Raw genomic sequence first — 26,121 nt, forward strand, 5'->3', positions numbered from 1 at the left:
CATGCAAAGACTCAAGAACACGCTGGGCTCCATCGCGGGCACGGCACGGTGGTGGCTCCTGTGCGCGGCGTGGCTCGCGGCCGTGCCGCTTTCCGGGCATGCGCAGCAGGTGCTCAGGCCGCAGACCGGCACGCTGATCAACGGCACGGTCGTGGGCGTCAACGCCGGCGGATCATGGCGAACCTCCTGCATCACCGGTTTTCCAACTGGCCTGACGATGTGGGAGCGCTATCACGGCGCCACGGTCAACGGAACTTTTGCCAATCTCACCGGTGGCTTGCGCGCGTACGAACTGCGCTGCTCTCCGTTCACGGTGACCGAAGGAGCGGCCGCCGCGACCATCACCTGGGGCGCGGCGGCCCAGCGTGGGGTTGCAGGCCGTCCCATCGACGGCATGACGCGGCGCGGGCCGCAGGCCTGCCCGGCCGGCACGGTGATCGCGGTGCTCGGCGGCGTCGACCGCATGTTCAATGGCGGGTCGGGCAACATCTACCCGACGCAGATCACCTTCACCTGCCGGCCGGTCTCGGTGGTGGCGGGCGACTGGTTCCGCGTGGCGGCCACCGGGGGCGCGAGCTACACGCTGGGCATCACGACCAACGACGGCGGCACCGGGCCCGGCTCGGCGGTGCCTGGCCCCGTTCGCGCCCCGCGCACCGTTTGCGCATATTCGGCCACCAACACCTGCAACGGCCTGGAAGACCTTGGCGGCGGGGAGCTGATCGACGGCTTCTCCGGCGTGCGAAGCGAGTTTCCGGACGCGCGCGTGTCGCAGCGCATCAGCTTCGTCAACTACGCATGGAGCCAGGCGCTCGGCCCCAGCACGAACACGGCCACCTGGCGCCCGACCGCGGGGCGTTTGCCGTTCTATCCGCCGACCGTCGCCAACAACATCGCCCGCTACCAGGACAATTACGAGAGCTATGCATCGGCAGGCACCAGCTACAGCGGCGGTGCCGTGGCGCCCAGCGGGGTCAGCGCCTACAACTTCGTCAGGACCGGCACCTGCACCACCTCGCACACGCTCGCCACGCAGGAGGACTACACCTGCACGAACATCATCACCGGCCGGCCCGATCTGCAGGTGCGAGTCACCGTGCCGCCGGACGCCTGGACCAGCCACGGGCAGGAACGCAACGTCAGGCTCACGGCCAAGAACTTCGGCCCGGGCCGCACCACGGCCACCGACAACTCGACCGCGATGCTGGTCCTTCCCGCCGGATGGAACACCGGCACCTTGCCCGCCAACTGCGCAAAGGCCGGCTCGCCGGTGGCGGTGACCTGCCAGCTCAACCCCACGCCGCTCGCAGGTTCGAGCGGACCGGGCATGACGGACGGCGGCGAAGTCAGCTTCGACATTCCCGTGTTTCCCCAGCCGACCGTGGCGGCGGGCAGCTACCCGGTCGTCAATGGCGCCCGGGTTTGCGTCCAGGCGGCATCGCCGGGCAACCCGCACTACTGCACGGTGCCCAACGATGCGACCGTGAACAACGACGACGGCATTGCGGTGGATGAAACCGACACCATCGTCCTTGCCTATCTCACGCCGCCGCTGATGCCGCCGCGCGTCACGACCACCGTGGTATCGAACGGCGGCGTGGGTTCCTTCGCGTTCACCGGCACCAACGATGCGGCGCCTGTCAGCCCCATCGTCACGACGGTGGCCGGCCAGGGTGAATCGGGGCCTACCAGGGAACTGGCGGTCACGCGGAGCGCAACGTTCCTGCAGCAGGCCGTACCGCCCGCTGGCTTTGCGCTGCGCGCCATGTCGTGTACCGGCATGGCCCCGGGCGGCACTGCAACCTACGACCTCGCGCTGCGGCGCGTGACACTGGATGCGGCCGCCACCGACTACGGCGCCAACATCGCCTGTACCTTCACCAACACCCGCGTGGTCGTGACCGTCAGCAAGGTGACCGAGGGCGGAACGGGCAGCTTCTCCTTCACCGGCTCCAACGGCTTCGCCGCGCAGAGCATCACCACCTCCGCGGCCAACACGCCGGAGGAGGGCGATCCATCGGGCCTGACCACCGTGGGCGCCGCGACCACCATCACCGAAGGCGTGCCGCCTGTCGGCTGGCGGCTCAAGGGCATTGCCTGCACGGGCATGGGAGCGGGCGGCACGGCCACCGTCAATCTTGCGGCACGTGCCGTCACGCTGAACGCGGCGGCCACGGCAGCCGGCAGCAACATTGCGTGTACCTTCACCAACACCAAGCTGCCGACGATGACGGTCAGCAAGGTGTCCATCGGCGGCACGGACAGCTTTGCCTTCACCGGCACCAACGGCTTCACCGCCACCAACGTGACGACGGAAGACGACGGCGTTGCCATTGCCGCAGCGGAACAGGTGCTCACGGCCGCGAACACCGCCACCAGCATCACCGAAAGCGTGCCGCCGCCGCCCTATGCCTTGACCGGCATCAGCTGCACCGGCATGGGCCCGGGAGGCACCGCCACGCCGAACCTGGCCACGCGCACCATCGCGCTGAACGCCGCGGCCACCGCACCGGGCAGCGACATCAACTGCACGTTCACCAACACGGTCCAGCCGCAGCTCAAGCTGGTGAAGACCGCCGGCGCCTCGAGCTTCGCGGTAGGTGTGCCGTCGAGCTACACGCTCACGCTGAACAACATCGGCCCGGTGCCAACCTCCGCTCCGGCGACGATCAGCGACACCGTGCCCGCCACGCTGACGCTCGGCACCATGCCCGCCGGCTGCAGTGCAAGCGGGCAGGTCGTGAGCTGCACCGTGCCTGCGGGGCTCGCCGGCACCACCGGCACTGCGGCCTTCGTCATTCCGGTCACGCCCTTGCCGGGCGCCTCGCCGAGCGTGGCCAACACCGCGACGGCCACCGGCGGTGGCGACCCGTTGTGCAATGCCACGGGCAACTGCACGAGCAGCGTGACCACGCCGGTGCTGGGCGAACCCCGCATCACCCTGCGAAAGACCAAGACCAATGTCACCGGCACCCACACCTTCGGCTTCACGCTGACCGGGGTTACCAACCCGACGGACAGCATCGCGGTGACCGCGCTGGCCACGCCGCAGCCCTCCGCCACGGTGCACGTGGGCAAGCCGGGCGTCGAGGCGACCGTGCAGGAGTCGAGCGTGCCCGCGGGCTGGCCGGCCAACCCGGTGTCGGTGTCCTGCCTGGACTCCGCAGCCGCCACGAGCGGCAACCCGACCACGCAGCTGGCCATACTCAACGGCAACACCGCAACCCTGCCCGCGAGCGTGATGCGGCCCGCGGCGGCCATTACCTGTACCTTCACCAACACGGCCACTGCGCGCATCGCGGTGGACAAGACCGCTTCCGCGACCGCGGGAGCCGGCGGCAGCATCGTCTACGGCCTGAGCTTTGCCAACACCGGCCCGGTGGCCACCGGCACCACGCTGGTGGTGAGCGAACAATTGCCGCCCGGCGTGGTGGCCAATTCGGTGGTACCCGGCACCGGCGTCACCTCGGTGAGCTGCGGCACGCTGCCGAGCGCTCCCGGTGCGCTGCTCAACTGCACCATGACGCTGCCCGCGGGCGGCATTCCGGCAACCACCGGTGTGCGCGGCTTCACCCTCAACGCGACCGCGCCCATCGTTGCGACAGGTACCGTGCTGACCAACTACGCCAGCACCAACGTGAACGGCGCGGGCTTGCCGGTTACGGCAGCCGGCCCCGGTTGCGTCTCGAGCGGAACGGTGAGCTGCGACAACGCGCAGACCGCCATCGTGGTCGGCCCCGCGGCCGGCAGCCAGTCGGGTGTGCGCGTCGTCACCGACAACCAGCTGGCCAACGGCACCGCGCAGGACGTGCTCGAAGCGTTCATCCGCGACGAGTCCGGCAATCCGGTCCAGGCCGGCACGGTGGTGACCTTCGGCGCCACGCCGAACGTCGCCTTCAACGGCGGCGCTGTCGGCGCGGCCGGAAGCTGCACCACCACGGCGGCGGGCCTTTGCCAGGTGAGGGCAACCAGCACCGTGGCCGCGGTCTACAGCACCACGCAGGTCACGGTGGGCGGCGCCGTCCTGAGCGGCAACTTCAGCGTCGGCGAAGACAGCTACCTGCCGAGCCCGCAGCCCTACCGGTTCGGCAGCCGGCCGACCGTGACCATCCGCAAGACCTCGCTCGGCGGAGTTGGCACCTTCAGCTTCACCGGAAGCAACGGCCTGGTGGCACGCAACATCACAACCACCGTGGCCGGCACACCGGTCGCGACGGCGGTGCAGACGCTCACAGCGGCGAATATCGCCACCACCATCACCGAAGGCGCACCGCTGGCCGGCTATGCGCTGATCGATGCCTCGTGCACGGGCCTTGGCGCCGGCGGATCGGCCTCGCGCAACGGGCGCGTGCTCACGCTCGACGCGGCGGCCACCGCGCCCGGCAGCAACATCGTCTGTACCTTTACCAACGCATTCGACGCGAACCCGCCGCCGCCGCCCGTTGCGCCGACAGTGATGTGCTCGACCAACGCCGCGGTGTTCAACACCGGCTTCGACGGCCCCGTCGGCCCGCCGCTGACCACCGGGCGCGATCCGGTGTGGGAGTCGGGCGTTGGGACCGCCACCGGCGGGCCCGGCAGCGTTGCCACCTGGGCGCGTTCGTATATCGGGAACAAGGCGCCGGCCAGCTGGATCGCGTCTCCTTTCGGCAACGCGAACTGGATCTCGCAGTACCCGACGACGCATACAGGCAGTGTCGACGTCTACCACCGGTTCACCTTCAACATGGCGCCGTCGGTCAATCCGGCGAGCTTCGCGCTGAAGCTGGACTTCTATTCCGACAACTCGGTCGCGGGCGTCTACATCAACGGGGTGCTGCAGAGCCTGCCGGGCGTGCCGCAGGGCGGCGCCACGCCCTACACCTACGGAGGTTTCCAGGCAGGCACGGGAGCCAGCACCACGCTGGCCAACAACTGGCAGTCGGGTTCGAACACGGTGGTCGTCCACGTCAAGAGCGGCGCCCCCGCGCAGGGCTTCCTGGCCCAGGCCACCACCAGCGCGCTGTGCGCGCCCGCGACGGTCAACCTGCAGAAGAACACCCTCAACGGCGCCGGCGGTCCCTTCACCTTCAACCTGACCAACACCACGCAGGCCAGCGGCACGGTCAGCACCGTTGCCGCCGGTACGCCGGCGCAGGTGGACGGCAACACGGCCGCGGCGGGCGTGCAGACCTTCAGCGCCAGTGCGAGCAACAGGGTCATCAGCATCACCGAACCCGCGGTGCCCGGCTGGCATCTGACCGGTGCAAGCTGCACCGACGCGGGAGCACCGGTCGGCAGCCTCGGCACCGGCGCGAGCGGGCGCACCTACACCATTCCCGCGACCAGCGTGCAGTTGGGCAAGTCGCTGCAATGCGTGTTCACGAATTCCGCCTCGGCCACGGTGACCATCCGCAAGGTGTCCCTTGGCGCGACCGGAACCTTCGGCTTCAGCGGAAGCAACGGCCTCGCGGCGCAGAGCCTCACGACCACCGCACTCGGCACGCCGGTGGCCGGCGCCATCCAGACCGTGGCGGTGCCGAGCACGGTGACGACCATCACCGAAGACCCGCTGCCCACCGACTACGCGCTGACCGGCGTCAGCTGTACCGGCCTGGGCGCGGGCGGCACCGCCACGCCCGACCTACCGAACCGCAGGGTGACGCTGGATGCGGCCGCCACGGCGCCAGGCAGCAACATTGCGTGTACCTTCACCAACAACTACACGCCGCCGTATCCACGGGTGCAGATCGTCAAGACCACCATCGGCGGCAGCGGCAGCAACCTGTTCCGCTTTGCGCTCAGCGGCCTTTCGGTGGCAAGCGACAGCATCACCGTGGTGGGTGACGACAGCGTGGAGGGCGCAGCCAATATCACCGGCACGGCCGGAGTCGGCGTCACGATCAGCGAAACCTCGCCTCAGGGCTGGCCGGCCAACCCGGTGAGCGCCAGCTGTGTGGACCTGAACAGTGCCACCCCGGCCGCCACGTTCGGCACGCTGACGGGCAATCAGCTGGCCATTCCCGCGGCCCACATGGTTGCTGGGGCGGCCATCACCTGTACGTTCGTGAACGGCTATCCCAAGAACGTGACCGGCCGCGTGTTCCTCGACAACGGCACGGCGGGCGGCATTGCGAACGACGGACTCATCAATGGCGGCGAGGTTGGGCTCAGCGGCATCGGCATGCGGCTGACCGACTGCGCGGCAATCACCTTCTCGACCGCCGTTACCGACGGCACCGGCAAGTACGCGCTGGCCGTGCCTTTCACCATCGGCACGGGCGACGCGCTGTGCGTGGAAGAAACCAACACGGTGTCGCGCATCTCCACCGGCGCCTCGCTGGGCGTCGTGCAGTTGCCCTCGGGCCAGGCCGTGACCAACACGGGCACTGCCTACACCTACACCCGCGACGGCACGCCGGACCGCATCGCCTTCACCTGGAACAGCAGCGGCCACGCGGACCTGAACTTCGGCGACGTCGACCGCAACACGCTGGCCACGGACGGCGCCAAGAACGGCCTTCCGGGCAGCACGGTGAGCTTTCCGCACACCTTCACCGCGCGCACCGGCGGCGAAGTGAGCTTCGACATTTCGAACTCCGTGGACACGCCGGCGCTCAGCGGCTGGAGCGGCAAGATCTTTGCCGACACCGGCTGCACCGGTACGCTGCAGGCCGGCGCGGCGCTGCTCTACCCGCCGGCCGCGCCGGTGACAGTCGTCGCCGGGCAAAACGTGTGCATCGTGATGCAGGAGTTCATTCCCGCCAACGCGATGAGCGGCTATAGCAACACCAGCACCGTGCAGGCCAGCTTCGTCTTCACCAACGCCAGCCCGGGCCTGAACGCCACCTACACGGTGACCGACATCACCACCGTGTCGACCAGCGCGCTGGAGCTCCGGAAGGAAGTGCGGAACGTGACGCAGGGCGGCAGCTTCGGCATCAACAACCAGGCCAAGCCGGGAGAGACGCTGGAGTACCGCATCACCTACACCAATAACGGCACGACGCCGATCAGCGGCTTGACGGTCAACGACACCACGCCGCAGTACACCGCGTTTGCCGGCGCGCAGGCGGACACCACGCCCGCCACGCTCGCAAGCTGCCAGAAACACACGCCCGCCAATCCGCCCCCGGCAGCTGCCGTCGATTGCGGCGCCGCGCAAACGGAGGGGGGAACGGGCGCGCTGAGCTGGAAGTTCACGGGCCCGCTGGACCCCGGCGCCTCCGGAACCGTCCTCTTCACAGTCAAGGTGAACTGAACATGAGCAGTCCAATTTCAAACGTCGTGACCATGAACCCGGTGGATGCCCGAAGCGAATTCGCCAAGGGCTCCGTGTTGGCGGCCGAAGCAGTCAACGACAGCAGCGAGCCGGGTGCCCGCCCGACGGCGGCATGGCACCGCAGGGCCCTGCAACCGATGATGTTCGTGCGGCCCGAAGGCGCGCGTATCGCAGTGGTCGACCCCGAGCTGCGCACGCGCGAATACGCACGGCGCGCCGTCAGGAGATTCGGGCACCAGCCCACAGCCTTTGCGAGCACCGCCGAGATGGCCGGCGCAGGGGCTGCGCCCACGCTCAAGTTCGACATGGTCTTTCTGGCGCTGGCAAACGACGCCGAGTCGTCCCTGCTGCAGCTGCAGGAGGTCAAGGCGCTGGTCGGGCACCGCACGCCGGTGCTGTGCCTTGCTTCGCGCAAGCAATTGCAGTCGCTTTCGGACCTGCACTGGAACGCGACCAATGAAGTGATCGTGAGCCCGACCTCGTTCGTCGAGTTCTGCTGCGTGGCTCGCATGTTCATGCGGCGCTTCGGCGTGAGCGTGCCCGACGCCGACCCGACATGGGACTGCTATCGTTTTTCTCTCACGAGCGACGTGGTGGAGGTATCGGGCGAGAGGTCTCAACTGCGTGCGGTCGAATTCGACCTTGCGCTCGAGCTTTTCTGCCATGCGGGCCACACGCTCACGCGCGACTGGTTGTATTCGTCCGTGTGGGACAAGGGCGAAGACACGCAGTCGCGTTCTCTGGACGTCAGCATTTCCCGCCTGCGGCGCACCCTGGACCTGAAGAGCAACGGCTGGGACCTGCGGGCCGTGCAGGGCCTGGGATACCGGCTGGAGCGGCTCCATGGAAAGAACCGTGCCACTGACTCGCCCGGCGCGCGCGTGTAGAACTTGTCCTGCAAGAATCATGGAAGGCGACCGGCAAAGCGTGTTTTTCCCGCGGTGAAACTGCCGTCTCCAACAACCTGGAGAGCCCGATGCCGGACGATATGGAGATTCGCGTTCCGCAGAACGACGAGCACATCGACATCACCGACCTGAAAGAGGTCGACTACTGGACCAAGTGGTTCGGCGTCAGCGAAACGCGGCTCCGGTTGGCGGTGGCATCCGCGGGCACCTACAAGGACGACCTGCGGGTCTACCTTGGCCTTCCCTGAAGAGCAGCGGGGCCGCGGGCCGGGTTTGGGCCGCACCCCCTGATGGATGGCTGAATCCAAGGTTGCCATCTACGGCGCGATCGGCGCCAACGTGGCCATTGCCGCGACCAAGTTCGTGGTGGCCGGCATCACCGGCAGCTCGGCGATGCTGTCCGAAGGCATCCATTCCGCGGTCGATACCTTCAACGGCGTATTGCTGCTGGTGGGCATCAGGCTGAGCCAGCGGCCCGCAACACCCGAGCATCCGTTCGGCCACGGCAAGGAGCTGTACTTCTGGAGCCTGATCGTCGCGGTGCTCATCTTCGGGCTGGGCGGGGGTGTGTCGTTCTACGAGGGCATCCAGCACATCCGCAAGCCGGAGCCGATGCGCGACCCCACCTGGAACTACGTCGTGCTGGCCCTGGCCTTCGTGTTCGAAGGCACCAGCTTTCTCATTGCGTTGCGGCAATTCCGGGTCCAGGCGCGGGGTGTGCCTTTCTGGCGCGCGCTCGGGCAAAGCAAGGACCCGACCACCTATACCGTGCTGGCCGAAGATTCCGCGGCGCTCATCGGCCTGGCCGTGGCCGCGCTCGGCATCTACTTGAGCCACCGCTTCGGCATGCCCGAACTCGACGGCGCGGCCTCGGTGGTGATCGGCCTGTTGCTGGCGGGCGTGGCGGTGCTGCTGATCGGCCAGGCGCGCGGGCTGCTCATCGGCGAGGGCATCCGCCCCGAGACGGCGCGCGCCATTCGCAGCCTGGCCATGGAGCAGCCCAGCGTCAGCGACGTCGGCCATGTGCTGTCGATGTACATCGGCCCCGACGAGGTGCTGGCCATCATCGATGTGAACTTCAAGGAGGGCACGGCCACCGGAGAGGCGGCCGACGCCATCACGGCCATCGAAGGACAGGTGCGCGCGCGCTTTCCCATGATCCGGCGGCTTTTCATCGAGGCGAGCGAAGCGCCGGTGGAAACCGTCGCGCCTGCCTGAGGCGCCGGGCCGCATCGTCGGCCTTGGCTGACCTGCGCTCACGTCTTTGCCTGAGCGCTCCGGCCCTGCGCTTGCGCCACTGTCGGGCCTCACTCAGGAGATAGCCGCATGAATACGCCTACACCGCCGCCGGCCTCGCGCCCGAAGCGCTCGCCAGACGAACCCGAGATCACGCAGGAAGAGTCCGTGCCCACCGACGGCAGCGACACCGAGGGCGAGGAAATGATGAAGAAGGTCGAGAACAAGAAGCTCGAAGACCCGGGTTCGGCCGAGCACAAGACGCCCGAAAAGTCTTGAGTGGCGGGAGCTTTGTCTTCTCGCGAAAAAGGCGCCGCCCTACAGGTAAGGCTCTGCCCCTTAGCTAAAAATCATTCCTGCGGGCATCGACTTGCCCGGCCTGCGGAGTCATTTTCCCGCAGGCAGATCGCAAACAGACAACAGCGTAAAGAAGGACTGTCTGTCCATACGATGGAGGAAAAAATGAAGATCGACGCCGCGACGGGGGCCACGCAGGAACGCTTGATAAAGATCGGCGTGCCCGGCCTCGACGATGTTCTGGGAGGCGGCCTCACGGCCAATCGCCTCTACCTGGTCGAAGGCACGCCTGGCGCCGGCAAGACCACCATTGCGCTCCAGTTCCTGATCGAAGGGGCCAAGCGCGGCGAATCGGTGCTGTATGTCACCTTGTCCGAAACGGGGCATGAGCTCAGGGGTGTCGCAAATTCCCACGGATGGGACTTGAGCGGCATCGAGGTGCGCGAAATGCTCCCTTCGGAAGCCGCGCTCGAGCCCGACGAGCAATACACGATGTTCCATCCCTCGGAGGTCGAGCTCAGCGAAACCACGTTGAGGATCCTGTCGGATGTCGATGTGATCAAGCCCTCGCGGGTCGTGTTCGATTCGCTCTCCGAGTTGCGCCTGCTGGCCGGCAGTTCGCTGCGCTACAGGCGGCAGATCCTGGCGCTCAAGCAGTTCTTTGCGGGCCGGCAGTGCACCGTGCTGCTGCTCGACGACATGACCGCCATGAAGCACGACCTGCAGGTGCAGAGCATCGCCCATGCGGTGCTGCGGCTCGAGCAGATCAGCTCCGACTACGGCGCCGCGCGGCGCCGGCTGGTCGTCAGCAAGTACCGCGGCCAGCAGTTTCGCGGCGGCTATCACGACTACCGCATCGAGCGCGGCGGCCTGCGCGTGTTTCCGCGCCTGGTGGCTGCAGAACATTCGACCGCGCTCACGCAGGTGCGGATTCCGAGCGGCATCGAGTCGCTCGACGCCCTGCTGGGCGGCGGCATAGAGCGGGGAACGAGCACGCTGTTCGTCGGCGCACCGGGCACCGGCAAGTCGACCGTGGCGGTGCAGTTCGCGCTTGCCGCGGCACAGCGCGGCGAATGCGCGGCGCTCTTCGTTTTCGACGAGAGCATCAACACCTTGCGCACGCGCTGCGAAAGCATGGGAATGGACCTGGGGCCGCACATCGATGCCGGCCGCATCAAGGTAAGGCAGGTCGACCCCGCCGAGTTGTCGCCCGGCGAGTTCGTGCACCTGATCCGGCTGGCAGTGGTGGAGTCGGGTGCGGCGGTGGTAGTGATCGACAGCCTGAACGGCTATCTCAACGCCATGCCGGACGAGCGGTTTCTGATTGCGCAGCTGCACGAACTGCTCTCCTACCTGGGGCAGGCGGGCGTGGCCACGCTGCTGGTCGGCGCGCAGCACGGCCTTATCGGCATGCAGATGCAGACACCCGTGGATGCGAGCTACCTGGCCGATGCCGTGGTGCTGCTTCGCTACTTCGAGCTCGAGGGCGAAGTGCGCCAGGCGATCTCGGTGCTGAAGAAGCGCGGCGGGGCGCATGAGCGGAGCATCCGCGATTTCTCGATGACCGCCACGGGCCTGAAGATCGGCGAGCCGCTGCGTAACTTCAGGGGCATCCTGTCGGGCATTCCGGTTCCCATCGACGGCGTGCAGCCCCAATCGTGAGCGCAGCACCGGCACCCGTCGAGCAGCGCATCCTGTTGCGAACCGCGACCTCCAGGGACGCCGTCATGGCCAATGCCGTATTGGCTCGCGCCCAGATCGACACGCACTCCTGCGCGAACCTGTGCGAGCTGGTGCGGGAACTGCAGGTGGGCGCGGGCGCGGTCATGCTGGCGGAAGAGGTGCTGGCCGATCCGGCCGCGGCCGCGTTGAACGAGGTGCTGGGTTCGCAGGCGCCGTGGTCCGACGTGCCGGTGCTCATTCTTGCCCGCCAGGGCGCGGATTCGCGCGTCATTGCCGAGGCCATGGACAAGCTCGCGAACGTCACCGTCATCGAACGCCCGATGCGGGTGGCGTCGCTCATCAGCACGGTGCGCACGGCGCTGCGCGCGCGCAACCGCCAGTACCAGTTGCGCGACCTGCTCGACGGGCTGCGCGAAGCCGACCAGCGCAAGACCGAGTTCCTTGCCACGCTGGCACACGAGCTGCGCAATCCGCTCGCACCCATGAGCACGGCGCTCACCCTGCTGATGCGAAAACCGCATGAGGCCGAGGAAGCCCTGCGCTACTACGAGCTGATGGGCCGGCAGATCGACCACATGGTGCGGCTGGTGAACGACCTGATGGAGGTCTCGCGCATCACGCGCGGCAAGATCGAACTGCGCATGGAAGCAGTGGCGCTCGAATCGGTCATCAAGGACGCCATCGAACTGAGCCGCCCCTTGCTCGAAGGCTCGAGGCACGAGCTGACCACGGAGCTGTTCGCCGAACCGCTGGTGGTGCGGGGCGACGGCGTTCGCCTGACGCAGGTCTTTTCGAACCTGCTCAACAACGCCGCCAAGTACACGGCCCCGGGCGGCAAGATCAGGATTGCGCTGCGCAAGGAGGGCCGCCAGGCCGTGGTCGAGGTGTGGGACAACGGCACCGGCATCGCATCCGAAATGCTGGAGTCGATCTTCGAGATGTTCGTTCAGGTCAGCGGCACTTCCAAGGCGGCGCAAGGCGGGCTGGGCATCGGGCTCACGCTGGTGAAGAGCCTGGTCGAACTGCATGGCGGCAGCGTCGAGGCCACCAGCGCGGGCCTCGGGCGGGGCGCGATGTTCTGCGTGCGCCTGCCGCTCACGCGCATCGGGGCGGACCTGCCGAGGCCGCAGGGGACGGCCATTCAAGGCTGGCCGGCTTCCTTGCCCGGCACGGTGCTGATCGTGGACGACAACCGCGATGCGGCCGACGCACTGAGCGACCTGCTGAAGTCGCTCGGAGCCTCGACCCATGTGGCCTACAGCGGCGACGCCGCATTGCGTGCGGTGGCCGAAGGCGTGCTGCCGGGCCTTGCAATCCTGGACATCGGCATGCCGGGCATGGACGGCTGCGAACTCGCCATCAAGCTGCGTGCCAATCCCGCGCTCAGGGGCTGATCCTCGTCGCATTGACCGGCTGGGGCCAGCAGGGCGACAAGGACCGCATTGCCATGGCGGGGTTCAACCACCACCTGCTCAAGCCGCTCGATCTTGCGGCGCTTGTCTCCGCTCTGTAGCAACACCATGAACCACGACGCCACCACGCTCTCGGCGGCCGGCCCTTCGCCCATGAAGCCGTCGCTGTGGCGGCGCTGCCGGCGCTGGCTGCTGCCGCTGCTCGGGCTGGCAGTGCTGGGGCTGCTGCTTTCGCACGCGCACAAGGTCGACTGGGCGGGTGCATGGCATGCATTGCAGCGCTATCCGGCCATGCTGCTGCTTGGCGTGCTGGGCATCGCAACCGCGAGCCACGCGCTGTACGGATGCTTCGACCTCATCGGCAGGCGGCACACGCGCCACCGCGTGCCCCGCTGGCGCACCTGGGCCATCGCGGTCACGAGCTATGCCTTCAATCTGAACCTGGGGTCGCTGGTGGGCGGCATCGCGCTGCGTGCACGGCTCTATGCGCGCGCCGGGGTGGACGAAACCACCGTGGCGCAGATCGTCGGCATCAGCCTGGCAACCAACTGGCTGGGCTACGGGCTGCTGGCGGGCGGCCTGTTTGCGGCGGGTGCCATCACGCCGCCGCGCCAGGCCAACATCGGCACGGACGCACTGCGCGTGCTTGGCGTGGTGATGATCCTGCTGGCCGCCGCCTACGTGGTGGCATGTGCGTTCTCGCGCGGGCGCCAATGGCAGGTGAGGGGGCGGCGGCTGAAGCTTCCTTCGGCGCAACTCGCGCTGGTGCAGCTCACGCTTTCGACCGCCAACTGGGCGTTGATGGGCTGCGCCATGTACCTGCTGCTGGGCCGGCAGGTGCCGTATGCGACCACGCTGAGCGTGCTGCTCGCCGCTTCTATCGTCGGGGTGATCACGCCGATTCCGGCCGGGCTGGGCGTGCTGGAAGCCGTGTACCTGGCGCTGCTCTCGGGCACCGTGCGGCAGGGCGCGTTGATGGGCGCCGTGCTGGCGTACCGCGCGCTCTACTACCTGCTGCCGCTGGCCGGCGGCGTCGTGCTTTACCTTTTGCTCGAACGCTACGCGGCGAGCCATCCCCAGGACGTGGGGGAGCGAGACACCATGGCGCGCGCAAACCCGCTGAAGCGCTACAAGGAAAAGCGCAACTTCGGCGTTACGCCGGAGCCGGAGGAAGGCGGCGCATCGGCACCCGGCACGCTGCAGTTCGTGGTGCAGAAGCACTGGGCGAGCCGCCTGCACTACGACTTTCGCATCGAGCTCGATGGTGCGATGAAGAGCTGGGCAGTGCCCAAGGGACCGAGCTACGACACGCATGACAAGCGCATGGCGGTGCACGTCGAGGACCATCCGATTTCGTACAACCAGTTCGAAGGCGTGATACCGCCCAAGCAGTACGGCGCGGGCAAGGTGATCATCTGGGACAAGGGCACCTGGACGCCCATCGGCGATGCGCGCAAGGGCTACAAGGCGGGGAACCTCAAGTTCGAACTGCATGGCTACAAGCTGCGCGGCAAGTGGGCGCTGGTGCGCATGCACAGCAGCAAGGACGACAAGCAGGATGCGTGGCTGCTGATCAAGGAGCACGACGACTACGCCCGCCCGGCCGCCGAGTTCAGCGTGGTCGACCAGTTTCCCGACAGCGTGGCGGAGATGCCGATGCCTACGCCCGGCGCCGCGGCGCCCGCGGCCAATGCGGCACCCGCACGTGCAAAACGCGGCAAGGCATCGGGCGGCGGCATGCCGGCCGATGCGGTGAAGGCCGCCATGCCCGCCAAGCTTTCGCCGCTGCTTGCCACGCTGGTCGACGGCCCGCCGCCCGACCCCGACAACTGGTTCTACGAAATCAAGTTCGACGGGTATCGCCTGCTCGCACGAATCGACGCGAATAAAGACGTGCAGCTCATCACGCGCAACGGGCACCACTGGAGCAGCCGCATGCCGCAGCTGGTGCGCGCCATCAAGGGCATGAAGCTCAAGCCCGGGTGGCTCGACGGCGAGATCGTGGTGCTCAACGAATCGGGAAGCACCGACTTTCAAGCCTTGCAGAACGCCTTCGACAAGGAGAAGACCAGCAACATCGTCTACTTTCTTTTCGACCTGCCGTACTACGACGGCTTCGACCTCACGGGCGTGCCGCTCATCGAGCGCCGGGCCTTGCTGCAGTCGCTGCTTGCCAAGGCGCCGCCTGAAATCCGCTTCAGCGAAATCTTCGATGCGCCGCCCGAAGACATCGTGGCTTCGGCCTGCAAGATCGGGCTGGAGGGCGTGATCGGCAAGCGCAAGAACAGCACCTATGCGTCGCGCCGCTCACCCGACTGGATCAAGCTCAAGTGCTCGCGGCGACAGGAGTTCGTGATCGGCGGCTATACCGATCCGAAGGGCTCGCGAGTGGGCATCGGCGCATTGCTGATCGGCGTGCACGACGAGACGGGCGACCTCGTTTATTCAGGCGCGGTGGGCGCGGGCTTCAACGGCCGCACCCTCAACGAAATGCTCGAAAGGCTGAAGCCGCTCGGCACCGACAAGCGCCCGTTCAAGGACCCGACCGAGAACGACCGCCGCGCGCATTGGGTCAAGCCGGTGCTGCTGGCCGAAGTCACTTTTTCGGAATGGACGAAAGACGGCCACGTGCGGCACCCGGTGTTCCACAGCGTGCGCACCGACAAGCCCGCCAAGGCCATCATCCGCGAGAAGCCGCTTCACCAGCCGAAGGCCAAGGCGGGGAAAGAGGCCAAGCCCGTGCCGCGGATGCCGGGCCCGAGCCCTCGGCGACGATGCCGGCCAACTTCAAGGTCTCGAATGCCGATCGCGTGGTCGACCCGACCACCGGCATCACCAAGGTCGAGGTGGTGCGCTTCTACGGCCTTGTCGCGCCGCTGATGATGGAGCACCTGAAGAGCCGGCCAGTGTCTTTCGTGCGTGCGCCGCAGGGCATCAAGGGCCAGCTGTTCTTTCAGAAGCACCTCGACGAGGGCCAGATGGCCGGTGTGCGCCAGCTCGATCCGGCGCTGTGGCCCGCGCACCCCGAGCTCATCGAAGTGGCCAACCCCTTGGGGCTGTTGAGCGCGGCGCAGATGAACGTCATCGAGCTCCACACCTGGAACGCCGTGAAGACGCTCATCGGCAAGCCCGACCGCATGACCTTCGACCTCGACCCGGGCGAGGGCGTCGGCTGGCCCATGGTGCTGCAGGCGACGGAGCTGATGCGCGTGGTGCTCGACGAACTGGGCCTGCCGTCTTTCTGCAAGACCAGCGGCGGCAAGGGGCTGCATGTGGTCGTGCCGCTCAAGCGGCAGTACGACTGGGACACGGTCAAGGATTTTTCGCAGGCCATCGTGCGGCACATGGCCCGCACGGTGCCGCAGATGTTCGTTGCCAAGAGCGGGCCGAGCAATCGCGTCGGCCGCATCTTCATCGACTACCTGCGCAACGGCTTCGGTGCCACCACGGTGTGCGCATGGTCGGTGCGTGCCCGTCCGGGCATGGGGGTGTCGGTGCCGGTGGAATGGGCCGAGGTGCCAACGCTTGCAAGCGGCGCGCAGTGGACGCTCCGAAACATCCATGCCCGGCTCGACCGCGGCAACGACCCGTGGGCCGGCTATGCGAAGGCCGCGATCAGCCCGGGTGCCGCGATGAAGCGGCTCGGGTTCGAGCCCGCGAAGCTCAGAGCTCGATGAAGGCGGAGGTGGCCTTGTTCAGCGCCAGCATGCCCTTGGCAGTGATCGATTCCACCTGGGCGAGATGGCGTATGGCGCGGTCGTCCGGCGCATGGCCGGACGGCGGGATGAAAGCAGTCACCAGCTCGGCCGCACGCAGCACGCGCACCCTGTCGATATCTGCTGGCGTGTGGACGACGTATGGCAATTTCTGTTCGGCGATGACTCGAAGAAACTCCATGGACATGAGCCGTCTCCTTGTCTAGATGGCGGTACAAACATTTTGCGGAAAAAATCACGTTTGTGCCTAATCCCTGCGCCGCACACGACTTTTTGATGTGTACTGAAGTGTTCGTTTTTGCCCGAAGGTGAAACGAAGGTGCTGATTCCGGTGGCGACTGAAACCGCTTACCGCGCGGCCTGCATCGACGCCGGGCCCCGGTCGGCGGGAAGAATCTGCCAGCGCGCGGGGTCGATGCCCTCGAACGCCGTGGCATAGCGCTCGGCAGCACTGCTTTCACCGGTTACATCGCGTATCGCGATGCTGTCGATGCGGCTGGGATGGGTGCGCGCCACCTGCCCATAGATTTCAGGATCGCTCTCGCCCGAATCGCCCACCAGCATGAACCGGCGGTGCGGAAAATCGGCCAGCAGCCGCTCGATGATGCCGAGCTTGTGCGCGCGCGAATCCTGGTCGCCCGGAATCAGCGTGCGCCAGCTCGTGCTCTCGCGCAGGTGCATGCTGCCGGTGGGAAAGCCGGCATCGCGAACGAAGTCGGCCAGCGCGGGGTAAAGCTGCATCGGGCTGGCCGAGAGATAGTGGAACCGCGTGCCCGGCGTTTGCGACAGCGCGCGGTAGTAGGCCGCCATGCCGGGCGCCGCCTCGAAGCGCCGCGCAAACGTGTTCAGCAGCATCTCGCGCCGGTCGCGCACCTGCGTGCGCTTGATGGTGTCGTCGATGTCCGAAATGATCGACAGGCCCTCGGCGGGAACGATCAGCGCCTGGCCCCTGAAGCGGTGCAGCAGTTCGCCCGGGCCGGTCACGGCATGGAACTTCAGCCATTCGTCCGAAGGCGATGCCTTGGGTGCGTCGATCACGATCCGCATGTCCATGCGGCCGTTGGCGCCCGAAGGCGGCGAGCTCACGCGTGCGGGGCTGCCGTCGAAATCGATGTCGAACACCTTGCCTTCTTCCGACTCGGCATGGAACAGCGCCGTGCGCTGGTTGAAGCGCAGCCGCGCCGCGGGCGAGAGCTTGTTCAGGCTCAGGCCCAGGTAGCGCGCGAACGCGGCGTTCAGGCCCCAGCGCCGCTCGGGCTCGTACACCCAGGCGTGAATGTCGACCTCGAACCGGCCGTCGCTGGTGGGGCGCGCCGTGCCCGGCATGAAGAGCGCCTCTTCATCGGGCTCGAGCCGCTCGGCCGCGTGCAGCGCACGCATCGGCGCAAGGCCGCAAAGCAGTGCGGCGCCGGCCAGGAGGGAACGGCGCCGCATCGGCGGGACAGCAGGGCGTTGTCGGATGCCGCCGCTCATGCCTTGGGCGATCCCACGCGTTCGTAGGTCACGAAGCTGAAGTGGAGGCCTTCCTTGGCCGAGACGTGCGGCTCGCGCTTTGTCTCGCGCCACTGCGCAGGGGAGAGTTCGGGCGCGTGCGCATCGCCTTCGTAGTCGTGCGCGAGCTCGGTCACCACGGCGTACTGCGCGAGCGGTTCGGCTTCGGCATAGATCTGCGCGCCGCCGATCACCCACACGTCGGGCACCTGCGATTCTTCGCACAGCGCGAGCGCTTCCTGCAGGCTGCCCACGCGGTGCGCGCCTTCGGCTTTCCAGTCGTCCTGCCGTGTGATGACGATGTTGTGCCGACCTGGCAGGGGCTTGAAGCGCGGCGGCAGCGAATCCCAGGTCTTGCGGCCCATGACGACCGGCGCGCCGGCCGTCTGCTGCTTGAAGTGCACCATGTCTTCGGGCAGGTGCCACGGCATGGTGCCCTTGGTACCGATCACGCCGTTGGCGGCGCGGGCGAAGATGAGGTGCAAACGCGGTGTAGGCATATCGGGCGGAGCAGTGCGGTCACACAGCCACGGGCGCCTTGATCGCCTCGTGGTGCTTGTAGTCGAGCATTTCGAAGTCTTCGTACTGGTAGTCGAAGATCGAAGCCGGCTTGCGCTTGATGTGGAGCGTAGGGTACGCGTAGGGCGTGCGGCTCAGCTGCAGCGCCACCTGCTCGGCGTGGTTGCTGTAGATGTGGCAGTCGCCGCCGGTCCAGATGAAGTCGCCCACGTCGAGATCGCATTGCTGCGCCACCATGTGCGTGAGCAGCGCATAGCTCGCGATGTTGAACGGCACGCCAAGAAAAATGTCGGCGCTGCGCTGGTAGAGCTGGCAGCTCAGCTTGCCGCGCTCGCCGGGTGCCTGCGGCGGCGCCACGTAGAACTGGAAGAAGGCGTGGCAGGGCATGAGCGCCATCTTCGAGAGCTCGGCCACGTTCCACGCGCTCACGATGATGCGGCGCGAATCGGGGTTGGTCTTCAGCGTCTTGATGACTTCGGAAATCTGGTCGATGTGGCCGCCGTCGGGCGTGGGCCAACTGCGCCATTGCACGCCGTACACGGGGCCCAGGTCGCCGTCTTCGCGCGCCCACTCGTCCCAGATGGTGACGCCGCGCTCCTTGAGCCAGTTGTTGTTGCTGGAGCCGGTTAAAAACCACAGCAGTTCCTGGATGATGGACTTCAGGTGCACCTTCTTCGTGGTCACCAGCGGAAAGCCTTCGTTCAGATCGAAGCGCATCTGGTGGCCGAACACGCTCTTGGTGCCCGTGCCGGTGCGGTCGCTCTTGAACACCCCGTGGGTGTCCACGTGGCGCATGAAATCTTCGTACTGGGAGCGGACGGGGCGGGCGGTCGAGGTCATGTTGGGAATTTTACGGGGCGGCGCTAGCATCGGCAGATGACCGGCCCCGACCACTCCCACGAACACTCCCACGACCACAGCGAACTCGGCGAAATGGACCTGCGCGTGCGGGCGCTGGAAAGCGTGCTCACGCAAAAGGGCTATATCGACCCCGCCGCGCTCGACGCGCTGATCGACACCTATCAAACCCGCATCGGGCCGCGCAACGGGGCCAGGGTGGTGGCGCGGGCCTGGGTCGACCAGACCTTCCACGACTGGCTGATGGCTGATGCCACGGCCGCGATTGCCTCGCTCGGCTACACCGGCCGCCAGGGCGAGCACATGGTGGCGGTACAGAACACCGACGAGCAGCACCACATGGTCGTTTGCACCCTGTGCAGCTGCTACCCCTGGCCGGTGCTCGGCCTGCCGCCCACCTGGTACAAGAGCGCGCCATACCGCTCGCGCGCCGTGAAGGACCCGCGCGGCGTGCTGGCCGACTTCGGCACGGTGCTGCCCGAGACGACGCGCATCCGCGTCTGGGATTCGACCGCCGAGGTGCGCTATCTCGTGATTCCGCAGAGGCCCGCCGGCACCGAAGGATGGAGCGAAGACGAACTCGCCGCTCTCGTCTCGCGCGATTCGATGATCGGCACGCGCCTTGCCGATGCGCCAACTGCAGCGAGGAGTGCCGCATGAGCTACGTGACGCAGGCCGACCTGGGCGGCCAGCCGGGCTTCGGGCCGGTCACGCCCGAGCGCGAGGGCGAACTCTTCCACGCAGGTTGGGAACCGCGCGCGCTGGCGCTCACGCTTGCCATGGGCGCAACCGGCTCCTGGAACATCGATGCGAGCCGCGCCATGCGCGAGACGCTGCCGAACTACCGCGACCTGAGCTACTACCAGATATGGCTTGGGGCGCTCGAGCAGCTGATGCTGCAGCGAGGGCAGGTTTTCCCCGACGAGATCGCGACCGGCGAGATGCGCCATCCGGCCGCACCGGTCGCCCGCGTGCTGCAGGCCCAGAACGTGCCCGCGGTGCTCGCCAAGGGTTCGCCTACCGAGCGCGCCGCGCCAGGCCCTTCGCGCTTTGCCGTCGGGCAGGCCGTGCGCATGCACGTCGGCAAGGTCGACCATCACACGCGGCTGCCGGGCTATGTGCAGGGCAAGCGCGGCACCATCGAACATGTTCACGGCGCGCATGTGTTCGCCGATGCGAATGCGCAGGGTCTTGGTGAACAGCCGCAGTGGCTGTACACGGTCGTCTTCGAGGAAGCCGAGCTCTGGGGGATGCGGCGCCGCGCCAGAACCTCTCGGTGTCGGTCGACGCGTGGGAAAGCTACCTGGAGGCCATCGCATGAAGTTGGACATGAAGATCGACATGCCACCGCTCGCGCTCGCTCCCGGCATGCCGCGCGATGCCGATGGCCCGGTGTTCCGCGAGCCGTGGGAAGCGCAGGCCTTTGCGATGACGCTCGCGCTGCACGAGCGTGGCCTGTTCAGCTGGGTGGAGTGGGCCGAAGCGCTTGCGGCGCAGATCACCGCTGCGCAAGCCGCGGGAGACCCTGATGCTGGTGACACCTATTACCGACATTGGCTCGCCGCGCTCGAAGGCCTGGTGGCCCGCAAGGGTGCGAGCTCGGGCGACGAACTCGCGCGCTACCGCCAAGCCTGGGACCACGCGGCCGACCGCACGCCGCATGGCCAGCCGATCGAGCTGCGCGGCGAAGACTTTCCACGTTGAGGGTTTTGTCTTGCTCCTTCCCCCGTTGGGGAAGGTTGGGATGGGGGCTGCCCTTCGCATTCGTCGCAGCGCGGGTTGAAGGCCGCGTGCCCCCACCCCGGCCCTCCCCGGGAGGGAGGGAGAAATATCCGCAGGCCGCCTAAACGCGGATCACGCGGCCCGGGTTCAGGATGTTCTTGGGGTCGAGCCCGCGCTTGATGGCGCGCATCATCTCCAGCGCCACGGGCGACTTGTGCTTCTCGAGCTTGTCGACCTTGAGCGAGCCCACGCCATGCTCGGCAGAGAACGAGCCGCCGAACTTTTCGACGGCGTCGTACACCAGCGTGTTGATGCGCTCTTCCTCGTTCTTCAGGAAAGCCTTGGTGTCGATGTTCTCGGGCGCCTGCACGTTGTAGTGCAGGTTGCCGTCGCCCAGGTGGCCGAAGTTCACCAGCCGCACTCCCGCAATCTCGCGCGCCAGCAGCGCATCGGTCTCGGCCACGAAGGCCGGAATACTCGACACGGGAATCGAGATGTCGTGCTTGATGTTCAAGCCCTCTTCGGCCTGCGCGAGCGGAATGCTCTCGCGGATGTGCCAGAGCTGGTGTGCCTGCGCAAGGTTCTCGGCCACCACTGCATCGGTCACGCAGCCGTCTTCGAAAGCCGTTTCGAGCAGCGCCTCGAAGCGCGCGCGCGCATGGTCTTCGGATTCGCTGTCGGAGTTCTCCAGCAGCACGCAGTACGGCACGGCTTCGTCGCCGATGAACGGTACGCGCAGTTGCGGCATGTGCTTGTCGACCAGGCTCAATGCAAACTTGCCCATCACTTCGAAGCCCGTGAGGCCCGATCCCAGGTGCTTGTGCGCAAGGCCCAGCAGCGTGACCGCATGGTCCAGTGATGGCACCGCGGCCCAGGCCGTGAGCTGCGCCGCGGGCAGGGGGTAGAGCTTCATCGTCGCTGCGGTGATGATGCCGAGCGTGCCTTCGCTGCCGATCATCAGGTCGCGCAGGTCGTAGCCGGTGTTGTCCTTGCGCAAGCCGCTGGTGCCTTCCCAGATTTCGCCTTGCGGCGTAACCACTTCGAGGCCCAGGCACAGATCGCGCGTGTTGCCGTAGCGAACCACCTGCGTGCCGCCGGCATTGGTTGCAAGGTTGCCGCCGATGGTGCAGCTGCCTTCGGCCGCAAGGCTCAGCGGGAACAGGAAGCCCTGCTTCTCCGCCGTTTCCTGCAGCGTCTGCAGGATGCACCCGGCTTCCACCGTCATCGTGAGATTGGCCGCGTCAACGGTGCGAATCGCGTTGAGCCGCTGCAGGCTCAGCACCACCTGGGTGCCGCTGTCGTCGGGAATGGAGCCCACTGCCAGCCCGGTGTTGCCGCCCTGCGGCACGATGGCCGTGCCGGCCGCGGCGCAGGCCTTGACCACGTCGGCCACCTGCTGCGTGTTGGCGGGCCGCACCACGGCCAGCGATTTGCCGCGCGCGCGCTTGCGCCAGTCTTGCTCGTAGGCGGCCAAGTCGCCCTCGTTCAGCACGTGCTGCGCACCGACGATGGCGCGCAGCTGGTCGATGAGGGGAGCGGAAGAAGTCGTTGACGTCATTGGGCGGAAGCCTCCAGTTGGCGGGCAGCCTTGGCATTGCGAAGGCGCAGCCGCACATGCCAGGCGCAGGCGGCAAAGAGCATGAGGCACAGCAGCACCTCGACCAGCGCGAGCACTTGCCCCACGCCGTTGGTGTCGCTCCACGCGCGCACCACGCCCTCGGTGAAATAAAGCCAGATCATCAGGCTGACCCAGCGGTAGGTGTACATGCGGTTCTTGTAGAGCCCCGCAAGCGGAATGACAAGCGGCAGCACCTTCAGCGCCAGCAGAGAACCGCCTAGCCGCAGCGGCGCCAGCCACAGCTCCCAGGCCAGCCCCAGCACGATCAGGCCGACGACGCTGCCCACGGCAAGCCAGCGGGTGGCGCGGACGGAAGAAGAGGCCTGCGGCGTGATGGTTTGCATGGAGTGAACACCGCGGAACTGGCGACACGGAGTGTGCGAAGACGAGGAGAGGGATCGGGTTCTTATGATACCGGCCATGAATCGTCGTCAGCTGTGGAGGGATCTTTCGCGTTTTCCGTGGGGCAACACCGCGGCGGTGCTGGGCGAGCGTTTTCGCGAAGACCGCCTGGGGTTGACTGCCAGCAGCCTCACCTTCACCACCACCATTGCGATGGTGCCGTTCTTCACCGTGGCGCTTGCGCTCTTCACGGTGTTTCCGATGTTCGCCAAGCTGCAGGGGCGGCTGCAGCGCTGGTTCATCGAAAGCCTGATTCCGGACAACATTGCGCGCCAGGTGCTGGGCTACCTGAACCAGTTCTCCAGCAAGGCCGGCGGCTTGGGGATTGCGGGCCTGGTGGTGCTGCTGATCACCGCCATTGCTCTGATTCTCACCATTGACAAGACGCTCAACAACATCTGGCGGGTGCGCTCGCCGCGGCCTCTTGCCCAGCGCGTGCTCATCTACTGGGCCGCCATCACGCTCGGCCCGCTCATCCTTGCGGTGAGCCTGTCGACCACTTCTTATGTGTTTGCCGCGTCGCGCGACGTGGTGGGCGGAAGCATCCTGAAGCTGTTCTTCGACACCTTCGAATTCGTGCTGCTGGCGGCGGGCATGGCGTCGCTCTACCACTACGTGCCCAACACCAATGTGCGCTGGTCGCATGCGTGGGCCGGCGGCATCTTCGTGGCCGCGGCCATCGAGATTGCCAAGCGCGTGCTGGGCTACTACCTGAGCCTGGTGCCGACCTATTCGGTGCTCTACGGCGCCTTTGCCACGGTGCCGATCCTGCTGGTGTGGATCTACGTGGCATGGGTGATCGTGCTGCTGGGCGCGGTCATTGCCGCGTATCTGCCGAGCCTGCTGACCGGCGTGGCACGCCGCGGCGGCCGGGCAGGGTGGCCGCTGCAGCTGGCCATGGAGGTGCTGCAGCACCTGGCGCGTGCGCGCGCCACGCCGGCCAAGGGCATGGGCGCGACCGAGCTCGTCACGCGCATGCGGGTGGACACGCTGCAGCTGGTGCCGGTGCTCGAAACCCTGGTGGTGCTCGACTGGATTGCGCCGCTCGCCGAAGAAACGCCGAACGAAGACCCGCGCTACGTGCTGCTGGCCGATCCGTCCACGCCGATCGAACCGCTGCTCAGGGAGCTGCTGATGCCGCGCGCCGAGCCACTCGAAGACCTGTGGCAAAAGGGGCCGCTGCGATCGCTGCGTCTGGGCGACGTGCTCCTTATTTAGTAGCGGTCAGATCTTGACCCTGCCCAGCCAGATGTCGCGGTACATCGCCCAGTCGCCCATGAACGAATAGAGCGGGCGCTTGAACGAGGCGGGCCGGTTCTTCTCGAAGCCGAAATGCCCGATCCAGGCAAAGCCATAGCCCGCCACCAGCCCAGCCAGCAGCCAGAGCGGATCGAGCGTGACCACCAGGGCCACCAGGCACACCAGTGAAATGGTCGAGCCCACGAAGTGCAGGCGCCGGCAGGTGCGGTTGGCGTGCTCGGTCAGGTAGAACGGGTAGAACTCCGCAAAGCTCTTGAAACGTCGCGGATCGACAGCAGATTCCGGGGCAGTCGTGGTGTTCATCGTGCGAGTCTCCTGGGCGCCAAAGGCGCTTTGTTCATAATAGCCACGACCTTCCGGCCGCACCACTGCGGCTTTGTATTCACACTTTCACAGCATCAGCTTTGAGCGCTCTTCCCGCCGCCGCCCCCGAATCCGCCGAGCCGGCCGGCGCCGCGCCATGGGTCGTGTGCCTGTGCGCTGAATGGTGCGGCACCTGCCGCGACTACCGTCCGCTGCTGGAGCAGGTGGCGCGGGCGCATCCGCAATTCCGCTTTGCGTGGGTCGACATCGAAGACCACGCCGAGATTGCCGATGCGTTCGACGTGGAAACCTTTCCGACGTTGCTGATCGCCGGTGCCGAGGGCACCCGCTTCCTGGGCCCGCTGCTGCCGCACGCCGAAACGCTCTCGCGCATGCTCGGCGCGCTGCAGGCGCCGCAGCCTTCCAGCCTGGATGTCGACCTGCTGCTGGCCGTGCTCGAGAAGCGGCCGGCTGAATTCGCGGTCTGACCTTACCCCGGCGCGCCGGAACGCGCGCGCCCCAGCTTGCGCCGGCCCGCGCCGGCAATGGCATTCACCATGTGCCGCACGAATTCTTGCGCCAGCGGTGTGAGCGTTCGGCCTTCGAGCGCCAGTACCTGCAATTGACGCTGCTGCAGCGGCGCCTCGGCAAACGGGCGCGCCACCACCTCGCCCGCGTCGATGAGGTGCGTCACTGTCAGGTGCCCGGAGAGCATCACGTCCGGTGTGCGCAATAGCGGCAGCAGCACCGAAGAAAAGTTGCTGATGAAGATCGCGCGGTACTGCAGGCCCTGCAGGCTGCACGCCTGGTCGAACAGCTGCCGTGCGGTGACGCCCTTGTCGCCCACGGCCAGCGGGTAGCGCACGGCATCTGCAACCGACACCACGCGCTGCCGCGCCAGCGGATGGTCCGGGCGCAGCACCGCGAACACGGGTGCGTTGGCCGAGTGCTCGATCTTCAATCCGGGCTCCGGCGCCACGACGTACTTCAAAGCGATGTCGGCCTCTCCGCGGGCAAGCAGCGCGCTCACACCATCGGGCGAGCCCACATGCAGTTCGAGTTGCGTGCCCGGGTGCGCCGACTCGAAGCTGCGCATGAGCTGCGGCATGAAGTGCGCTGCGAACCCTTCGGTACAAGCGGTGCGAATGCGGTGCGCGCTGCGGCCGCCGAGGTCGCGCACCTGTTCGAAGACCTGTTCGATGTCGAGTTGCGCATTGCGCAAATGCGCCGCGAGCCGCTCACCCGCTGCGGTGAGTGCCATGCCCCTGGCGTGGCGCTCGAACAGGGGCGTGCCCAGGCTGTCCTCGAGCTTGGCGATCTGGCGGCTGACCGCCGACGAGGCCACGAACAGCCGCGCCGCGGCCTGGCTCACGGAGCCGCTGCGCGCCACTTCCAGGAAATGGCGCATCGGAATGCTGAGAAGCGGTGGTGTCAT

The 26,121-nt window shown here is 67.0% G+C and carries 21 protein-coding genes and 1 pseudogene; 14 read left to right on the forward strand and 8 right to left on the reverse strand.

Going from position 1 to position 26,121, the window contains the following annotated elements; genetic code table 11:
* Position 1 precedes the first annotated feature (1 nt).
* From M0765_RS17745 to ligD (M0765_RS29250), 9 genes are all read left to right on the forward strand, one after another.
* Positions 2 to 7,240, forward strand: a complete 7,239-nt coding sequence (locus M0765_RS17745) for a prealbumin-like fold domain-containing protein (protein ID WP_258505085.1) — start codon at positions 2 to 4, stop codon at positions 7,238 to 7,240.
* A 2-nt stretch (positions 7,241 to 7,242) separates the two neighbouring features.
* Positions 7,243 to 8,148, forward strand: coding sequence for a response regulator transcription factor (locus tag M0765_RS17750; RefSeq protein WP_258505086.1), 906 nt, complete (start codon positions 7,243 to 7,245; stop codon positions 8,146 to 8,148).
* An 89-nt stretch (positions 8,149 to 8,237) separates the two neighbouring features.
* Positions 8,238 to 8,417 carry a DUF3606 domain-containing protein gene (locus M0765_RS17755; RefSeq protein ID WP_126747474.1) on the forward strand — a complete coding sequence of 60 codons (180 nt, stop codon included), beginning with the start codon at positions 8,238 to 8,240 and terminating at the stop codon, positions 8,415 to 8,417.
* Positions 8,418 to 8,463: 46 nt separating this feature from the next.
* Positions 8,464 to 9,387, forward strand: a complete 924-nt coding sequence (locus M0765_RS17760; RefSeq protein ID WP_258505089.1) for a cation diffusion facilitator family transporter — start codon at positions 8,464 to 8,466, stop codon at positions 9,385 to 9,387.
* A gap of 108 nt (positions 9,388 to 9,495) precedes the next feature.
* Complete coding sequence (locus M0765_RS17765; protein ID WP_157613021.1) at positions 9,496 to 9,684, forward strand: hypothetical protein; 189 nt, start codon at positions 9,496 to 9,498, stop codon at positions 9,682 to 9,684.
* A 183-nt stretch (positions 9,685 to 9,867) separates the two neighbouring features.
* On the forward strand, positions 9,868 to 11,364 hold the full coding sequence (locus M0765_RS17770; protein WP_258505092.1) for an ATPase domain-containing protein: 1,497 nt from the start codon (positions 9,868 to 9,870) through the stop codon (positions 11,362 to 11,364).
* Positions 11,361 to 12,779, forward strand: coding sequence for a hybrid sensor histidine kinase/response regulator (locus M0765_RS29240; protein ID WP_258505093.1), 1,419 nt, complete (start codon positions 11,361 to 11,363; stop codon positions 12,777 to 12,779). Before M0765_RS17770 ends, M0765_RS29240 begins: the two co-directional genes overlap by 4 nt.
* A gap of 126 nt (positions 12,780 to 12,905) precedes the next feature.
* Positions 12,906 to 15,677, forward strand: coding sequence for a non-homologous end-joining DNA ligase (ligD, locus tag M0765_RS29245; protein ID WP_342456018.1), 2,772 nt, complete (start codon positions 12,906 to 12,908; stop codon positions 15,675 to 15,677).
* Positions 15,572 to 16,474, forward strand: coding sequence for a non-homologous end-joining DNA ligase (ligD, locus tag M0765_RS29250; RefSeq protein ID WP_342456019.1), 903 nt, complete (start codon positions 15,572 to 15,574; stop codon positions 16,472 to 16,474). Before ligD (M0765_RS29245) ends, ligD (M0765_RS29250) begins: the two co-directional genes overlap by 106 nt.
* Here ligD (M0765_RS29250) and M0765_RS17790 read toward each other — a convergent pair.
* The 4 genes from M0765_RS17790 to M0765_RS17805 all read right to left on the reverse strand — a co-directional run bounded on the left by M0765_RS17790 (position 16,461) and on the right by M0765_RS17805 (position 19,363).
* On the reverse strand, positions 16,461 to 16,700 hold the full coding sequence (locus tag M0765_RS17790; RefSeq protein WP_258505094.1) for a hypothetical protein: 240 nt from the start codon (positions 16,698 to 16,700) through the stop codon (positions 16,461 to 16,463). The genes ligD (M0765_RS29250) and M0765_RS17790 overlap by 14 nt on opposite strands.
* A gap of 161 nt (positions 16,701 to 16,861) precedes the next feature.
* On the reverse strand, positions 16,862 to 17,947 hold the full coding sequence (locus tag M0765_RS17795; protein ID WP_258505096.1) for a phosphatidate phosphatase App1 family protein: 1,086 nt from the start codon (positions 17,945 to 17,947) through the stop codon (positions 16,862 to 16,864).
* 35 nt (positions 17,948 to 17,982) lie between these two features.
* Positions 17,983 to 18,504, reverse strand: a complete 522-nt coding sequence (locus tag M0765_RS17800; protein ID WP_258505098.1) for a dihydrofolate reductase — start codon at positions 18,502 to 18,504, stop codon at positions 17,983 to 17,985.
* 19 nt (positions 18,505 to 18,523) lie between these two features.
* Positions 18,524 to 19,363, reverse strand: a complete 840-nt coding sequence (locus tag M0765_RS17805) for a thymidylate synthase (protein WP_258505100.1) — start codon at positions 19,361 to 19,363, stop codon at positions 18,524 to 18,526.
* Between the two features lie 36 nt (positions 19,364 to 19,399).
* Between M0765_RS17805 and nthA the strand changes: the two genes are divergently transcribed.
* From nthA to M0765_RS17820, 3 genes and pseudogenes are all read left to right on the forward strand, one after another.
* Positions 19,400 to 20,041, forward strand: a complete 642-nt coding sequence (gene nthA / locus M0765_RS17810; RefSeq protein WP_258505101.1) for a nitrile hydratase subunit alpha — start codon at positions 19,400 to 19,402, stop codon at positions 20,039 to 20,041.
* A pseudogene (gene nthB, locus M0765_RS17815) lies at positions 20,038 to 20,586 on the forward strand (nitrile hydratase subunit beta); the annotation flags it as partial. The gene nthA and the pseudogene nthB, both read left to right, overlap by 4 nt.
* Positions 20,587 to 20,710: 124 nt before the next feature.
* Positions 20,711 to 21,085 (forward strand): nitrile hydratase accessory protein, encoded by a 375-nt coding sequence (locus M0765_RS17820; protein WP_258505102.1) that lies wholly within the window; start codon positions 20,711 to 20,713, stop codon positions 21,083 to 21,085.
* 139 nt (positions 21,086 to 21,224) lie between these two features.
* Here M0765_RS17820 and M0765_RS17825 read toward each other — a convergent pair whose 3' ends face one another.
* On the reverse strand, positions 21,225 to 22,661 hold the full coding sequence (locus tag M0765_RS17825; RefSeq protein ID WP_258505104.1) for an FAD-binding oxidoreductase: 1,437 nt from the start codon (positions 22,659 to 22,661) through the stop codon (positions 21,225 to 21,227).
* A complete protein-coding gene (locus M0765_RS17830; protein ID WP_258505106.1) occupies positions 22,658 to 23,065 on the reverse strand; it encodes a DUF2069 domain-containing protein in 408 nt (135 codons plus the stop codon). Before M0765_RS17830 ends, M0765_RS17825 begins: the two co-directional genes overlap by 4 nt.
* A gap of 64 nt (positions 23,066 to 23,129) precedes the next feature.
* Here M0765_RS17830 and M0765_RS17835 point away from each other — a divergent pair, with 64 nt between their 5' ends.
* Positions 23,130 to 24,341 carry a YihY family inner membrane protein gene (locus M0765_RS17835; protein WP_258505108.1) on the forward strand — a complete coding sequence of 404 codons (1,212 nt, stop codon included), beginning with the start codon at positions 23,130 to 23,132 and terminating at the stop codon, positions 24,339 to 24,341.
* 6 nt (positions 24,342 to 24,347) lie between these two features.
* Here M0765_RS17835 and M0765_RS17840 read toward each other — a convergent pair whose 3' ends face one another.
* A complete protein-coding gene (locus tag M0765_RS17840) occupies positions 24,348 to 24,686 on the reverse strand; it encodes an Mpo1-like protein (RefSeq protein ID WP_126747457.1) in 339 nt (112 codons plus the stop codon).
* 101 nt (positions 24,687 to 24,787) lie between these two features.
* Between M0765_RS17840 and M0765_RS17845 the strand changes: the two genes are divergently transcribed.
* Positions 24,788 to 25,174, forward strand: coding sequence for a thioredoxin family protein (locus M0765_RS17845; protein ID WP_157613034.1), 387 nt, complete (start codon positions 24,788 to 24,790; stop codon positions 25,172 to 25,174).
* A gap of 2 nt (positions 25,175 to 25,176) precedes the next feature.
* Here the strand turns inward: M0765_RS17845 and M0765_RS17850 are convergent, their stop codons facing one another.
* On the reverse strand, positions 25,177 to 26,121 hold the full coding sequence (locus M0765_RS17850; RefSeq protein WP_258505112.1) for a LysR family transcriptional regulator: 945 nt from the start codon (positions 26,119 to 26,121) through the stop codon (positions 25,177 to 25,179).

Source organism: Variovorax sp. S12S4, from assembly GCF_023195515.1.
Classification (GTDB): Bacteria; Pseudomonadota; Gammaproteobacteria; order Burkholderiales; family Burkholderiaceae_C; genus Variovorax.

Coding starts and splice junctions, on each gene's coding strand:
- M0765_RS17745 (WP_258505085.1), top strand. CDS start 2: ATGCAAAGACTCAAGAACACGCTGGGCTCCATCGCGGGCACGGCACGG.
- M0765_RS17750 (WP_258505086.1), top strand. CDS start 7,243: ATGAGCAGTCCAATTTCAAACGTCGTGACCATGAACCCGGTGGATGCC.
- M0765_RS17755 (WP_126747474.1), top strand. CDS start 8,238: ATGCCGGACGATATGGAGATTCGCGTTCCGCAGAACGACGAGCACATC.
- M0765_RS17760 (WP_258505089.1), top strand. CDS start 8,464: ATGGCTGAATCCAAGGTTGCCATCTACGGCGCGATCGGCGCCAACGTG.
- M0765_RS17765 (WP_157613021.1), top strand. CDS start 9,496: ATGAATACGCCTACACCGCCGCCGGCCTCGCGCCCGAAGCGCTCGCCA.
- M0765_RS17770 (WP_258505092.1), top strand. CDS start 9,868: ATGAAGATCGACGCCGCGACGGGGGCCACGCAGGAACGCTTGATAAAG.
- ligD (WP_342456018.1), top strand. CDS start 12,906: ATGAACCACGACGCCACCACGCTCTCGGCGGCCGGCCCTTCGCCCATG.
- ligD (WP_342456019.1), top strand. CDS start 15,572: ATGCCGGCCAACTTCAAGGTCTCGAATGCCGATCGCGTGGTCGACCCG.
- M0765_RS17790 (WP_258505094.1), bottom strand. CDS start 16,700: ATGTCCATGGAGTTTCTTCGAGTCATCGCCGAACAGAAATTGCCATAC.
- M0765_RS17795 (WP_258505096.1), bottom strand. CDS start 17,947: ATGCGGCGCCGTTCCCTCCTGGCCGGCGCCGCACTGCTTTGCGGCCTT.
- M0765_RS17800 (WP_258505098.1), bottom strand. CDS start 18,504: ATGCCTACACCGCGTTTGCACCTCATCTTCGCCCGCGCCGCCAACGGC.
- M0765_RS17805 (WP_258505100.1), bottom strand. CDS start 19,363: ATGACCTCGACCGCCCGCCCCGTCCGCTCCCAGTACGAAGATTTCATG.
- nthA (WP_258505101.1), top strand. CDS start 19,400: ATGACCGGCCCCGACCACTCCCACGAACACTCCCACGACCACAGCGAA.
- M0765_RS17820 (WP_258505102.1), top strand. CDS start 20,711: ATGAAGATCGACATGCCACCGCTCGCGCTCGCTCCCGGCATGCCGCGC.
- M0765_RS17825 (WP_258505104.1), bottom strand. CDS start 22,661: ATGACGTCAACGACTTCTTCCGCTCCCCTCATCGACCAGCTGCGCGCC.
- M0765_RS17830 (WP_258505106.1), bottom strand. CDS start 23,065: ATGCAAACCATCACGCCGCAGGCCTCTTCTTCCGTCCGCGCCACCCGC.
- M0765_RS17835 (WP_258505108.1), top strand. CDS start 23,130: ATGATACCGGCCATGAATCGTCGTCAGCTGTGGAGGGATCTTTCGCGT.
- M0765_RS17840 (WP_126747457.1), bottom strand. CDS start 24,686: ATGAACACCACGACTGCCCCGGAATCTGCTGTCGATCCGCGACGTTTC.
- M0765_RS17850 (WP_258505112.1), bottom strand. CDS start 26,121: ATGACACCACCGCTTCTCAGCATTCCGATGCGCCATTTCCTGGAAGTG.